The sequence below is a fragment of the Chitinimonas sp. JJ19 genome, from assembly GCF_036961565.1.
GTDB lineage: Bacteria > Pseudomonadota > Gammaproteobacteria > Burkholderiales > Chitinimonadaceae > Chitinimonas.
In genome coordinates this window covers 254,980-270,360 of sequence record NZ_JBAMDD010000005.1, presented here as the reverse complement: position 1 = coordinate 270,360, position 15,381 = coordinate 254,980, and the positions used below count along the sequence as shown (strand labels likewise).

At 62.8% G+C, this 15,381-nt stretch carries 4 protein-coding genes; all 4 read left to right on the top strand.

Going from position 1 to position 15,381, the window contains the following annotated elements; all coding sequences use genetic code 11:
• Nucleotides 1–7: 7 nt before the first annotated feature.
• The 4 genes from V7714_RS08695 to V7714_RS08680 are packed head-to-tail and all read left to right on the top strand — an operon-like array spanning nucleotide 8 to nucleotide 15,374.
• Nucleotides 8–5,128: an amino acid adenylation domain-containing protein gene (locus V7714_RS08695; protein WP_335709364.1), complete on the top strand. Its 5,121-nt coding sequence runs from the start codon at nucleotides 8–10 to the stop codon at nucleotides 5,126–5,128.
• Between the two features lie 3 nt (nucleotides 5,129–5,131).
• Nucleotides 5,132–9,925 (top strand): amino acid adenylation domain-containing protein, encoded by a 4,794-nt coding sequence (locus tag V7714_RS08690; protein WP_335709363.1) that lies wholly within the window; start codon nucleotides 5,132–5,134, stop codon nucleotides 9,923–9,925.
• The gene (locus V7714_RS08685) at nucleotides 9,922–10,986 is read left to right on the top strand and encodes a TauD/TfdA family dioxygenase (RefSeq protein WP_335709362.1); all 1,065 of its coding nucleotides are present in this window, start codon (nucleotides 9,922–9,924) and stop codon (nucleotides 10,984–10,986) included. Before V7714_RS08690 ends, V7714_RS08685 begins: the two co-directional genes overlap by 4 nt.
• Entirely contained in the window at nucleotides 10,983–15,374 is a 4,392-nt protein-coding gene (locus V7714_RS08680) for a non-ribosomal peptide synthetase (RefSeq protein WP_335709361.1), read from the top strand. The genes V7714_RS08685 and V7714_RS08680 overlap by 4 nt, the downstream gene beginning before the upstream one ends.
• The last annotated feature ends 7 nt before the right edge of the window (nucleotides 15,375–15,381 follow it).

The window sequence follows — 15,381 nt, the reverse complement described above, 5'->3', positions numbered from 1 at the left end:
CAATACGATGATGAAGCAGGAACACACCAAGCCCGCGCTGCAGGTGTCGGACGAAGCGCGCGCACGATTGGCACAACTGACGCCGGAACAACGCCAACGGCTGCTGGCCCTGGCCCGTCAGGCTAACGATACAGGCAAGCTGCATGGCCGTTTCGAGGACTGGGCCAAGCGCAGACCGGATGCGATCGCGGTCAGTTGTGATGGAATGCAGCTGAGCTATGGCGAACTGGATGCCCAGGCCGATGGGCTGGCAAGGCATATCGTCGCCGCCGGCGTAAAGCCGGGCGAGCTGGTGGCGATCACGCTGGATCGTGGGCTGCCGCTGGTCGTTGCCATACTGGGCGTGCTCAAGGCGGGCGCAGCCTACCTGCCTATCGACCCTTCGGTGCCGGAGGAGCGCCAGCGCTTTATCCGGGAGGACGCACAAGCCCGCCTGGTGCTGTCGGTCTCCCGTTACCAGGCCGCCCTGGCAGACTGCGGTACGCCGGTGCGCTTGCTGGATGAGGTGGCAGAGCCCGTACCGGACGTGGTTTTGCCCGAGGTCACGGGCAAGGATCTGGCCTATGTGATCTACACCTCCGGTTCAACCGGTAAACCCAAGGGCGTGATGGTTGAACATGGCAACGTAACACGCCTGTTTACCAGCACCGAGCGGCATTTCGGCTTCTCGGAACAGGATGTCTGGAGCCTGTTCCATTCCTATGCCTTTGATTTCTCTGTCTGGGAGATATGGGGGGCGCTCCTGTATGGCGGCCGCCTGGTTATCGTGCCGTATGAGGTATCGCGCACGCCTGCTGCTGTGGCCGACTTGCTGCTGCAGGAGGGCGTGACCGTGCTCAACCAGACGCCGACGGCTTTCTCCAACCTGATGACCGAGCTGCTGGCCAGGAATGATGCCGGCAAGCTGCGCTATGTCATCTTTGGCGGCGAGGCGCTGGAACCCATGCGGCTGGCGCGCTGGGTGGCTCGTTTCGGCGATGCGACGCCGGCCTTGGTCAATATGTACGGGATTACCGAAACCACCGTGCACGTGACCTACAAGCGCGTGCTGGCACAGGATGTTGAACAGGGCATCAGCGATATCGGCCTAGCCCTGGATGACCTCAAGCTATATGTCCTGAACGAGCGCCAGAAGCCGGTGCCACAGGGCGTGGTCGGCGAGCTGTATGTGGGCGGGGCAGGCGTCAGTCGCGGCTACCTGAATCGCCCCGAGCTGACGGCCGAGCGGTTTATCGACAATCCCTTTGGCGAAACCGGCCGTCTGTATCGCACCGGTGATCTGGCACGCAAGCGGGAAGGTGGCGTACTTGAATACATCGGCCGCAATGACGGCCAGGTCAAGCTACGCGGCTTTCGCATCGAATTGGGTGATATCGAGCGGCATCTGATCGGCCACGAGGCGGTCAGGGATGCGGTGGTCACGCTCATGGGCCAGGGCGAGGAGCGCAGCCTGGCGGCCTACCTGGTGCTGGGTCAGCCGGTGAGCGAGGACTGGAAGTCCAGCTTATACCGCTATCTGGCAGGCGTGCTGCCGGACTACATGATTCCCTCCCATGTGGTGCCCCTGGCGGTGCTGCCGCAGACCAATAATGGCAAGATAGACCGGGATAGCCTGCCCGAACCGGGCAGTGATGATGTCTGGCAGCAGCGCTACGTCGCCCCGGTCACCGAGGCAGAGCAAGTGCTGTGCAGACTGGTCGGTGAGCTGCTGCAGCTGGAGCGGGTAGGCACGCACGATAACTTCTTCGCCTTGGGTGGCGATTCCTTGAAAACCGTCAACCTGGTTGCCAGCGCCAAGGCGGCAGGCAGGCATATGACGGTAGCGGATGTGTTCGATTGCCCCTGCATTGCCGATCTGGCGCTGCGGCTGCAACAGGATGCCGCGCCCGGCGAGCGGGTTGTCGGCGCGTTTGACCTGATATCCGAGGCAGACCGTGCGCGCCTGCCCGACGGCATAGAGGCAGCGTATCCCATGTCGCGGCTACAGCAAGGCATGGTGTATCACAACCTGGCCAGCAGCGATAACTCGCTGTACCACAATGTGCTGAATCAGCGTTATCGCGGCGGGCTGGACATAGCGCGCATGCGTAGCGCCATGCGCAATGTGATGGCTGCCCACGAGATACTCCGCACCTCCTTCCAGCTGCATGGCTATGCCGAACCCTTGCAATTGGTGCATGCCTGTGTGGAACCACCTATCCATGTCTACGACTTGCGGGCGATGTCGGCCGAAGCGCAGCATGCCCATCTTGCCGCTGAACTCGACCGGTTGCGCCTGCAAAGGCTGGACCTGGCTGCGCCGCCCTTGTTCCAGGCACACGCCTACCTGATTGCCGAGGGCGAGCTGGAGCTTATCTGGCTGGAGCACCACGCCATACTGGATGGTTGGTCGCTGGCCAGCTTTATGACCCAACTGATGACGGAGTACGCGACGCTGGCGCAGCAAGGCGTCAGCGCGCAGCAATTGCCCCCCGCGCCTTACCGGCTGCTGATCGAAGCGGAGCAGGCTGCACTGGCAGACCCGGCGCAGGCCGCGTTCTGGTCGTCCTATATGGCAGACGCACCCTACACCCAGCTACACACCGAGCATGGCGGGGACCAATCGGCCAAGCAGATCTCGCCGGTTGAGATTCCTGCCGCGCAATTCGCGCATTGCCGCCGGCTGGCCGGCGCCCTGGGCGTGCCGTTGAAGTCCTTGTTCCTGGCGGCCTATGCCAAGGTGATCAGCCTGTTCAGCGGTGAGCTCGATGTGCTGGTGGGGCTGACCACCCACGGTAGGCCTGAGATCGCTGGTGGCGACCACCTGCTGGGCTTGTATGTGTCTACCCATCCACTACGGCTCGATTGCGGGCCGGCTAGCTGGGCTGAACTGGTTAGCCGTTGCTATCGGGCTGAAGCGGATATCTGGGCCAAACGTTTCTATCCGCTATCCGAGATCAAGCGTTTGCACGCAGACAGGGAGCTGTTTGAAACCAGCTTTACCTACAACCACTTTTCAGTGACGGAGCAGGCAGAAGATATCGGTATCGAGGCAACCCGCAGCAAGCGGGCGTTCGAGTTCGAAAGCACGGGCCTGGGCGTCGCTTTCGTGGTGATGGACATGAAGCGCGACGTTGGCCAGATACATGTGTCGTTTGATGCCGCGCGGTTTGATGCAGGCTTCGCCCGGCGCGTGCAGCACTATCTCTGTCTGGCACTGGCCCAGATGGTCGAGGGGATGGATGCGGCGGCCCGGCTGCTGAGTCAGGACGATGCCGCGCTGATGGCAAGGCTGGCCGCCATGCCTGGGCCGACAGCTACCTCTGATAGCCTGATGTCGGTCTTTACGGCACTGGCGCAAGAGCATGCAGACTTTCCGGCCATCAAGCAGGGCGGACAGTGGCTCAGCTATGCCGAGTTGAGCGCACGTATCGCCATAGCGGCACAACAGCTACGGCAACTGGGCATACAAGCCGGTCAGCTGGTGGGCTTTGATACCCAGCCCTCGGTGGACATGGTGATTGCGCTGCTGGCCACCTGGCGATTGGGTGCGGTGTTCGTACCGCTGGACCCGGAGCAAAGCCAGTCTCGCCTGTACGACATCGTGACTGAGTCGGGCCTGCGGCATATCGTGGCCGATTCTGACCGTTGGGTAGGCAGCTTGCCGGAAGGCGTGCAGGTCCATCTGCTGCAGGCCATGGCTGCGGCCAGCAACGAGGGGGAGGCACCACCAGCGATGCCCGTGGTGCTGTCGGACGATTTGGCCTATGTGATCTACACCTCCGGCTCGACCGGGCGCCCCAAGGGCGTCACGATCAATCATGGCAATGCCTTGGCTTTCCTGGGGGCAATCCAGCGCCGCTATGGACTGCAGTCCGGTGAACGTCTGCTGCAGATATCAAATACCGGCTTCGACGTCTTTATCGAAGAACTGCTGGCCAGCCTGTTCAGCGGCAGCACCCTGGTGTTGCGCGAGACACCCCGGCTACCCGATGCGGCGGAGTTCTGGGCCTTGGTCGGCAGCGAGCGCATCAACGTGCTGTCCTTGCCAACAGCCTATTGGAACCTGCTGTGTACCGAGTTGCCTTCAGAGGCGGCAGCGCTCGACTGCCTAAGGGTTTGCGCCGTGGGTGGCGAGGCCATGCCGCGTGAGCAGGCAGACCGCTGGCTAAGCCGGTTTGGCGGGCAGGTGGCCCTGCTCAACGTCTATGGCCCCGCTGAGGCAACGGTGACGGCAACGACCTTCGATGTTCGCATCTTGGCGGCCGAGCCTGATCGCTACAGCGGTGTGCCCATAGGCCAGCCCCTGGACAACGGTCCCTGCTGGGTGCTGGGCAAGGATATGCAGCCTTTGCCGCAAGGCGTGGTAGGCGAGCTGCATATCGGTGGCTTGTCCTTGTCGCCGGGCTACCTCAATCAACCGGAACAGACCCAGCAGCGCTTCGTGCAGCTGCTTCTGGACGGGATGCCGTCGCAGCGCGTCTATCGCACGGGCGACCTGGTCCGGCTACTGGCAGATGGGCAGCTTGAGTTCGTTGGCCGCAAGGATGGCCAGGTCAAGATCAGGGGCTTCCGCGTCGAGATCGAAGAGGTGCGGCAGGTCATCGGCGAGGTGCCTGGTGTGGTGCAGTGCTTTGTCATGCCGGTGCAAGGAATATCGGGCGCCAAGCAACTGGCAGCCTATGTCGTGCTGGATGGGGCCGGGCTGGATGGCGTCATCGCCCAGGTAAAGGAACGGTTGCCCGGCTACATGCGGCCCGCGTCGTGGGCCTGCCTGGAGTCGCTGCCCATGACCGCCAATCGCAAGGTGGATATCAAGGCACTTCCTCTGCCCGAGTTCAACCCACAAGACCGCTATGTGGCGCCTGCCAACGCACTGGAACGCGAAATACAAAGCCTGTGGGAAGGCGTGCTTGAGCGCACGGCGCTCAGCGTGGATGCCGATTTCTTTGCCCTGGGCGGGCATTCCCTGCTGCTGACACGCCTGTTGCTGCGTATCAGCCAATCATGCGATGTGGCGCTATCGATGGCTGAATTGATGCGTGCGCGCACCATACGCGAGATGGCCGAGCTGATTGCCGCCACGCGCAGCATTCGCCTGTCGCTTGAGCACGCCGAGCCGCAGGCGAGTGAAGAGATGGAGTGGTAGGCCATGACAGATGCCATTGCAGTGATCAACCGCCTGAACGCGCTGGGCGTACAGTTGCGCATCAAGGACGGCAAGCTGGTGACACGGGCTGCGCAGGGGGTCATTACCGAGGAACTGGGGGCGCTGATCAGGCAGCACCGGGACGCCTTGCTAGCCCTGCTGATCCAGCACGAATCACGTGAGAAGCATGGTGCGCCACCGATCAGCGCCGGTACGCATCAACACTATCCTCCTTCCTATGCCCAGCGGCGCCTGTGGCTGTTGGACCGAATGAACGGCGTAGGTGCCAGTTACAACATGCCCGTGGCACTGCGGGTGGATGGCAAGCTTGACCGTCTGGCCGCGGTACAGGCGTTCCAGGCCATCATCGAGCGCCATAGCGTGCTGCGTACGGTATATGTCGAGCAGGATGGCGAGCCCCTGTGCCAGGTGCGCGACGATACCCGGTTTGAGCTGGGATATCTGGAACTGCCGGCAGGCCCGAGCCAGGCGACGGACTTGCAGGCGCTCATGGCCGCCGAGTGCGCGCGTCCCTTCCAGCTGGCGACCGACCTGCTGCTGCGCGCGACGCTGGTGCGGTTGTCCGACGAGCAGCATGTGCTGCTGTTGAACATGCACCACATTGCGTCTGATGGCTGGTCCATGGGCGTTCTGGTGGCCGAGTTCACGCAACTGTATGCCGCTGCCACGCAGGGGCGGGCGGTGTCGCTGCCGGTGCTGACCGCACAGTACGGCGACTACGCCGTCTGGCAGAGCGCCTGGCTGGCACAAGGGGGGCTGAACCGCCAGCTCGACTATTGGCGGCAGCGCCTGGATGGTATTCCACACCTGCATGGTCTACCGACCGACCTTCCCCGGCCCAGCGTGCAGCGCTACGACGGCGCAGTCCATGCCAGCACCTTGGATGGGGCAAGCACGGGCAGGTTTTGGCAGCTCTGCCGCGACAGCGGCACGACGCCCTTTATAGGCCTGCAACTGGCATTTGCCATACTGCTGTCGCGCTGGAGCAATGAGCGCGAGGTGGTTTTCGGCACGCCGATTGCCAATCGCCTGCGTCCCGAGCTTGAAGGTTTGATCGGTTTCTTCGTCAATACCCTGGTGCTGCGCAATACGATCGATGCCAGCAGTTCGTTCCGGCTTGCCCTAGCAGAAGCTGCGACGCGGATCGCTCAGGATTATGGCAATCAGGACGTGCCCTTCGATCTGCTGGTGGAAACCTTGAATCCAGAGCGTTCCAGCAGCCACCCGCCGCTGGTGCAGATCATGTTTGCCATGCAGAACAACCAGTCGGCTGCCGTGACGCTGGATGGCTTGGCGCTGTCGGCCGTCACCATGCCGGCCCACACGGCCAAGTTCGATCTGACCTTGAGTGTGGCCGAGCATGACGGCGGGCTGGCCCTGCAATGGGAGTACTGCAGCGCCTTGTTCAAGGCTGAAACCATAGCGCGCATGGCGGCGCAGTTTGACCTGCTGCTGCAGTCGCTGGTGGCCTTGCCGGATACGCCGCTGGCAGAAATAGACATGTTGCCGGCCAGCGAACGCCAACTGCTGCTGGGAACATTGGCAGGCGGTGCACCGTCCGGGGTGACAGGCTCGGTACCGCAGGTCTTCTTCGAACAGGTAAGGTGCTATCCGGATCGACCTGCCTTGGTCGACGGCGAGCAGACCCTGAGTTACGCCGAACTGGGCATGCGCGTGCGCCAGCTGGCGGAGGTGCTGACACAGCATGGCTTGCACGACGAACAGCCGGTCGGCCTCTATCTGGAGCGCGGTGCCGACATGGTGGTGGCGATGCTGGCGGTGTTGCTGGCGGGGGCCGCCTACGTGCCGCTTGATACCGCTGCGCCCATGGAGCGCATAGGCCTGATCATCGAGGATGCGGGTTGCGAGCTATTGCTGTGTTCCCGCCGGACAGCGCCCTTTGTGGCGAGCCTGGCAGCCACCCTGGTCGTAGGTGAGTACAACGGCGCGGTTAGCCTTGATGCGCCGCTCGCCATGCCTGCTGCAGGCGATGGCCGGCGCCTGGCCTACTTGATGTACACCTCGGGTTCCACAGGCATGCCCAAGGGTGCCATGGTTGAGCAGCGCGGAATATTGCGCTTGGTTTGTGCGCCTGACTATCTCGACATCACCCCTGCCGACATTGTTGCCCAGGCTTCCAGCAGTGCCTTTGATGCCACCACCTTTGAAGTCTGGGCAGCACTGCTTAACGGTGCCTGCCTCTGCTTCATCCCTACCGACACGCTGCTGGACCCTGCCGCCCTGGAGGCGACACTCGCCCAGCAGCGTATCAGCGTCCTGTGGATGACCACGGCGCTGTTCAACCAGACGGCGGCCTTGAGGCCAGGCATGTTTGCCGGTCTAAGGTGCTTGCTGTTTGGCGGCGAAAAGGCAGAGACGCAATCGATCAACCGTGTCGTGGCGGCCGGCAAGCCACGCCATCTGCTCAATATGTATGGCCCCACGGAGAACACCACCTTCACCACCGGCTACGAGGTGCAGGCGGCCTTGCCGCATGCCTGCCCCATAGGGCGCCCGATCAGCGGTACCCGTTGCTATGTGCTGAGCAGCCAGCAAGAGCTGCTTCCCTATGGGGCCGTGGGCGAACTGCATGTGGGAGGAGAGGGCGTCGCCCGTGGCTACCTGAACCGCCCAGAACTGAACGCAGAGAAATTCCTGCGCGACCCCTTTGCCCCAGGCGGCACGCTGTATCGAACCGGCGACCTGGTGCGCTGGCTGGCTGATGGCACCTTGCAGTATCTCTCGCGCATGGATCATCAAGTGAAGATACGCGGCTTCCGCGTGGAGCTGGGCGAGCTTGAACATGCCCTGCTGGATCTGGGCATGGTGAGCGAGGCCATGGTCATGGCCTGTGAGCATCCTCAGAAGGGTAAGTACCTGGCTGCCTACGTCGTGCCGGCGCAGGGTGTGCAGTGCACTGCAGCCAAGCTGCGGGCCGCACTGCAGATACGCCTGCCCGCCTATATGTTGCCAGCGGCCATCGTGCTGTTGCCTGCCATGCCTATCAGTGCCAACGGCAAGGTTGACCGCCATCGCCTCCCACCCGCCGAGCCCGCCATGCTTGCCGAGGCCGGGCAGGTGGCCGTGCAGGGCGCGCTGGAAACCGCCCTCGCAGGCATCTGGTGTGATGTCTTGGGGTTGACCACGGTAGGTGCGACCGACAGTTTCTTCGAACTGGGCGGCAATTCATTGCTGATGATGCGGCTGTGCAGCCGGGTGCGTGATGAGCTGGAGGTGGACGCGGCTTTCGCGGTGTTCCTGGGGCAGCCTACCATTCGGCAGCAGGCGGCCTGGCTGTCGGTGCAGGACAAGCAGGCAACGGGGCGGGCGATCGAACCGCAGCCACCTGCCGAGGACTATCCTTTGTCGTTCTCCCAGCAGCGCTTGTGGTTCGAGGCACTGCTGGGCAATAGCACAAGCTACAACCTGCCGGTAGCGCTGAAACTGGATGGTAGGCTGGACACCGGAGCGCTGGCCGCAGCGCTGCAAGCACTGGTCTCCCGCCATCAGATACTTCGCAGCCGCTACGTCAGCAGGCAAGGCATTGGCCGCCAGCAGATCGCGCCGCTTTCCGCTTGGTCCATGGTGCAGGTGGACTTGAGCAGCCATGCCCAGCCCATGGCTGTGTGCATGCTGGCGCTGCAGCGCGAGGTACTGCAGCCCTTCGATCTGGAGCAAGGCCCGGTATTCACGGCGACGCTGTTTCGCTTGGCTGACAACGAGCATGTGCTGCTGCTGAACATGCATCATATCGTTGCCGATGGGTGGTCCATGCAAGTCATCTCGGCGGAGCTGGTGGGGTTTTACCGGGAACGGGTGCAGCATGAGACAGACACGGCCATGCCGCCGCTCCCCATACAGTACACCGACTTTGCTGTCTGGCAGCGTGCCCAGGCTCAGGACGATACGGCGACACACGGCCTGGCCTACTGGGTGGAGGCGTTGGCTTTCTTGCGCGAGCTGCCGCTGCTGCCTACCGACGGCCCACGACATGCCGCGGCGAGCTATCCATTGGGTGAGTCCAGCTTCGCCATGGATGCCGACACGACAGCGGCGCTCAAGCGTATTGCGGTTGAGTACGATACCTCGCTGTTTGTGGTGCTGCTGGCCATCTACAACCTGGTCATCGCCGACTACAGCAAACAGGACAGAGTCGTGGTGGGTACCGACATGGCAGGTCGCGACCATGCGGAGACAGAGCGCCTGGTCGGCTTGTTCGTGCACCAGCTCGCCATCGCCACCGACCTGCGTGATTGCAGCGATTTCCCCCAGCTGCTGCAGCGTACCCGGACCAATACGCTGGAGGCTTACGGCTACAAGCATGTGCCCGTTGAGCAGATCGTTTCCGCCTTGGGGCTGGAGCGCGGCCTCTCCCAGCATCCGTTGTTTCAGACCAAGCTGGTGTTCCAGAACTTCCCGGCATCTGGCGAAGCTGCCATGCCGGAGATCACCTTGCAACGGCTGGTGCTGGGCAGCCGTAGCTGCAAGCTAGACCTGATGCTGACCTTGGCTGAAGCAGACGGTGGGCTGCGGGGGGAGTGGGAGTTCAATGCCGATTACTTCAAGCCGCATACGATCCGCGCCCTGGAAGCCAATCTGCTGAGCATGGCACGGCAGATCGCTGCACAGCCGGGCAGCGCCCTGGCCGCAGTACGCAACACCTTTTCCCAGCGGCAGCGCGATGGGATCGACAGCCTGCGCCAGCGCCTGACGGGCGCCAACCGCCTGCGTAAGCCCATCCCCTCGGTTTCCTCCCACGAAGGAGTTTTGCCATGACGGCTATCGATGTTGCGGCGCGTCTACCGCGCCTGAGTGCGGTGCGTAAGTCAGTTGCAGTGACCGACCTGATCCGGCGTGGCGAGCTGCAAGGCGGACAGACCCGCTTGCGGTTGCTTGAGCCGGCGCATGCTGCAGTCGACCTGATCGGCTGGCTGCAGCAGAACCGTCCCGAAGTGGAGGCAGCGCTGCTGCAGTATGGTGGCATTGTGTTCCGGGGCTTTGGCGGCGATGGCAATGGCTTGTTCCAGGACCTGGTCAAAGCCACTATTCCGGATATCCAGCCGTATATGGAAGGGGCTACCCCGCGCACCCAGTTGGGTGATGGCGTCTACACCTCCACTGAGTTTCCGCACGATCAGACTATCGCCCAGCACAACGAGTTGTCCTATGTCATGCGCTGGCCGATGAAGATCTGTTTCGCCTGTCGAACCGCACCGGCGCAAGGTGGCGAGACGCCGCTGACGGATGTCCGGCGGGTGCTGGGGAACCTGGATCCAGCCATCGTGCAGCAATTTACCGAGCGTGGCTGGATGCTGATCCGCAACTACGGCAATGGTCTGGGGCCGAGCTGGCGCAAGGCCTTCAATACCGATGACCTGGATGAGGTGCGGCGTTACTGCGCACAGTCAGACATTGACCTCGAAATATTTGACGAGGAGCACATCCGTACTCGGCAGGTGCGGCCAGCGATACGGCAGCACCCCATCAGCGCCGAGCATGTCTGGTTCAACCATATTGCATTCTGGCACCCCAGCAGCCTGCCCGAACCGGTGCGGCAGGGGCTGTTGGCTCAGTTCGACCATGAAGCGCTGCCCTACGCCACCTGCTGGGGCGACGGGCAGCAGATAGACGACGGCATCATTGCCCATATCCATGCCGCCTATCGGCAGGCCACGCTCGTGACGCCCTGGCAGCAAGGCGACATGGTGCTGCTGGACAACATGCTGATTGCCCATGGCCGTCTTCCCTTCCAAGGCCCTCGCGCCATTGTGGTTGCCATGGGCCAGCCCTATGTGCCGGCTCAGGCCGCCCACCCAACCTGGGATAGAACACAGTGAACAACCTTACCGAACCCGTCGTCGCCACACAGGACGGCTTTGCCCTTTCACCCCAGCAGCGCAACCTGTGGACGCTACGCTCCCGCGAGGATAGACCAGTCCATTGCCACGCGATTGCCGGCCACCTGGGCCGCGCACTGGATAGTACGCAACTGCGGCACCGCTTGCTGGCCATGCTGGCCGAACACGAGATACTCCGAACCCGCTTCGCGCGGCAAGCTGGCCTGCGTGAGCCCATACAGGTACCGCTGGCCTATTCGGCCGAGATGCTGAGCTTGCGCGAAGAGGATTGGCGTCACCTGGATGAGGCCACGGTGGCGCAGATGAAGGCTTTGCGTTGGGAAGAAGCCAACGGAATGATGCGGGTGGAAACCGGTATTGCCGCGCTGGCCGCCTTGCTGCCCGATGGTAGGCAGTACCTGATACTGGCTGTTGCCCCGCTGGCGGCAGATGCCCGTACGTTGGTCCAGCTGCTGCAGTTGCTGGGGGGGGCTGCGTTGCCGGAAAACGTCGAGCCTATCCAGTATGCCGACCTGTCGGCATGGCTGGAGGAGGTGGCACAGGCTGACGAGAGTGAGGCTGGGCGGCGTTTTTGGCGTAGCCAGCAGGCAGCGCCCACCGGCAAAGGGCTGGTTTTCGATACGGCCGCGAAGGCCGAACACACTGGGCTGCCGCAGGCACGCCGCGCCCTGCCGGAGGCGCTCTGCCTGGCGCTGGCAAGGCAGGCCGAGCGCTGGGGACTACCGGTGGAGGATTTGTACTTCGGCAGCTGGCTGTGGCTATTGCAGACCTTGAGTGTAGACCAGGCCTTGCCGGCAGTGTCACGCATCCTGGATGGCGTCAGCCTGCCAGAGTTGGCGTACAGCCTGGGGCCGCTGGAGCGGGCGCTGCCATTTGTATTGCCCGAGGGCTGTGATCTGCGCACGCCCGCCAGCTTCCTGGCGGTGGCCCATGCCAGCGCCGAAATGCGAGCGCAACAGGATTGCTTCGTGGTGGAAGGCGGCGGCGACGCTACCCACTACGCCTTCCGCATGCTGAACCTGGCTGGCCAGGTAGCAAGTCTAGACGCGCTGTCTGTAGGCCGCGGCGCTTGCCGGGCAATGGGCTCGGTCTGGCTGCAGCAGGGGTATGGCTGCCTTATGGTGGAGGCGGGCGTAGACAGCTATTCGCAGGCTACTGTCGATTGCCTGGTGGAACAGTGGTGCTGCCTGCTGGCGGGGCTGGCTGACACGGAAGCTGATGCCGAGTTGGGCCTGCGGTTGACGCCTGCCTTGCAGGCGCAGGTACTGGCGCTGGGCCAGGGTGCGGTCGTGCCACTCGAGGCTGACGCCAATGTGGTGGCCTGGTTCGAGTCTGCCCTGGCTGGCACTGGCCACGGGGCGGTGATGGACGATGCGCATCGCAGCGCGCTTGTGGAGATCGACGCACGTGCCAATCGACTGGCCCGGCAACTCCGACAGGAGGGTATAGGCAAGGGACAGCTGGTCGGCCTGTATCAGCGCCGCTCGGTAGGCTACGTCGTGGCGATGCTGGCGGTGCTCAAGGCTGGGGCGGCCTATATGCCGCTGGATAGGGATTACCCGAGCGAACGCCTGGCCTATATGCTGGACAACGCGGGTAGCAGCCTGGTTCTCGTTGAGGGAGATACCCAGCCGCAGCTGTCCGGGGCCTATGCTGGCAATGCCCGGTTCGTTGCCTTGGCCGAACTGGAAAGGACCGCTGCAACGCAGCAGGACACACCGCTTGGTGTGGCGATAGCGGGCGAAGATCTGGCCTATGTGCTGTACACCTCGGGCTCCACCGGCACGCCCAAGGGGGTGATGATTCCGCACCGTGCCCTGTTCAACCATATGCGCTGGATGATAGGGCGTTTCGATTTCTCCGCTGACGATGTCTTTCTGCAGCGTACCTCGTCCAGCTTCGATGCATCGGTCTGGGAGTTCTGGGCGCCGCTGCTGGTAGGCGGCACGATGGTCATAGCCAGGCAGGACAATGCCTACGACCTGGCCTACCTGATGGATCTGATGGCGCAGCGCGAGGTGACGGTAGCGCAATTCGTGCCTTCGCTGCTGGATACCCTGGTGGATTACCCGGCGTTTACGGCACTGCCTGCGCTGAAGCAAGTGTTTGCCGGCGGCGAAGCACTTACCCGACGCCTGCGGCAGAAATGCTTCGCCAGGCTGTCGGCCAGCCTCTGCAATCTGTATGGCCCTACAGAGGCCTGCATCGACGCTACCTATCAGCTATGTAGCCCCGATGATGGCGAGGCTGCCGACATAGGCAGCCCCATCGACAATACCCAGATCATCGTGGTGGATGCGCAGGGGCGCCTGGCAGGCATCGGTATCGCTGGCGAGCTGTGCATAGGGGGGGCAGGCCTGTTTTCGGGCTACCTGAACCGTCAGGATCTGACCGATGAAAAATGCTTCATGCCAGATGGCCTGGACCAGCTGTTCTACCGGACTGGGGATCTCGCCCGGTTGCTGCCTGATGGAGCGCTTCGCTACCTGGGACGGATGGATCAGCAGGTGAAGCTGCATGGCCAGCGGATCGAGCTGACGGAAATCGACGCTGTACTGAGCACTGCACCCGGCGTGCAGCGGGCCATCACAGTCGTGGCCGAGGGGGCGCAATTGGTGGCCCTGGTGCAATGCCAGGCGACGACTACCCAGGCGCAACTGCTAGCCCATGCGAGCCAGTTCCTGCCCGCTTACATGGTGCCGTCGCGCACCCTGGCCATTGAGCAGTTTCCGCACTTGCCCAATGGCAAGCTGGACCGTGCTGCAATGGTGAAGCTGGCCGAAGCTGCGGAGGAGCGGACTACCCTGGAGCTGCCGCAGACACGCCTGGAGCAGGTGCTGCTGCAGATCTGGCAGCAGGTGTTGCGGCGCACCGAGATCAGTGTCACTGACCGATTCTTCGCCGTCGGCGGCGATTCCATCCGCAGCATCCAGGTCGTCTATGAGGCTAGTCAGCAAGGGCTGGCACTCACGGTCATGGATATTTTCAAGTTCCAGACCATCCGTGCGCTGGCCAGCTACCTGGCCAGTGGCGGTGTGGCCAAGACGGCCCAGCACACCATCCCTGCGGGCGATCCTGTGCCGAACGGATTGCGGCAGCTTTATGAGGATGTCTATCCGGCTACCGAGATGCAGCGCTACATGATAGCGAGATATGCCGAGGATAGCGCCCGGCACGGCATCTTCCATGCCCAGCAGGCCCTACGCATCCACATGCCTGGGCTGGATATCGGGGCACTGGCAGAGGCTATTGTTGCAGCCAGCGATGCCCCCAACTTCAAGACCCGTTTTGTCGCTCACGGCAGTGCCTGCTTTCAGGTGCAACTGCCCGCATCGGGCGTGATGGTCGTCCAGCGCGACTTGCGAGCACTGGATGCGGTAGCGCAAGGCGAGGCAGTACAGCGATGGCTGGAGGAAGACCGGCAAAACGGCTTTGATCCATTCGATCTCTCCGCACCGCTGGCACGTGCCGCAATCATGCAGCTGGCCGCCGACCAGGCCGAGGTGGTGTTCTCCAACCATCATGCCATTCAGGATGGCTGGGGTAATGTGGTGTTCCTGAACCGGGTATCGCGGCACTACCGTGATGCTGTGCAGGGCGTGGAGACGGTCGCATTGGCGCCAGTCAATGTATGTAAGGAATACGCACTGATACAGCATGCACTGGTGCAAGACCCGGAACAGACGGCTTTCTGGCGGCAGCGGATGGCAGGGATGTCCGCCAGCTATCCCATCACCGCTGCGGTGGCCGGGCCGCGCTATGCGGCCCAGACCCAAGCCATTGATACGGGCTTGGTGCAGGCCGTCAACCAACTGGGGCAGGCTCACAACCTCACGGCCAAGGCGATCTTTCTGACCGCCTATATGCAAGCACTCCAAGCGCGGGGGCTAAATCCCGTCATCGGTGTTGTCAGCAATGGTCGCAGCGAGCAGTTGTCGGATCCGTTCCAGGCCATGGGCCTGTACTGGAACCTGATGCCATTCGGTACGCGTCTGCCCGAAGGCGAGGGCGTAGATCGCAGCATCTGGGTGCAGGCGCAATTGATGGGGCTGGAGCCCTATGCCCGCTTCCCGCTGCCATGTATCGAAGCCCTGGGCGAGCCTGCGCAGCGTATCGGGGCCAGCTTCAACTTCGTCAATTTCCATAACGAAGATCTGGGTGAGGGTAATGCAGCCATCACCGGCACCTACGCGCTGGATAACTTTGGCTTCCCCCTCGGCATCACGCTGGGCGTCGAACCGGATGGCGGCGTTTCCTGCCTGCTGCAACTGGATCGGGGCCTGGCTTTTGGCTTGCCGGACTTCTTCGCGACCTACACACAGTCGCTTTGCAACCTCACTGGCCATGTGCTGGCTAGCCTATCCTGAATTCGGA

Coding starts and splice junctions, on each gene's coding strand:
- V7714_RS08685 (WP_335709362.1), top strand. CDS start 9,922: ATGACGGCTATCGATGTTGCGGCGCGTCTACCGCGCCTGAGTGCGGTG.
- V7714_RS08690 (WP_335709363.1), top strand. CDS start 5,132: ATGACAGATGCCATTGCAGTGATCAACCGCCTGAACGCGCTGGGCGTA.
- V7714_RS08695 (WP_335709364.1), top strand. CDS start 8: ATGATGAAGCAGGAACACACCAAGCCCGCGCTGCAGGTGTCGGACGAA.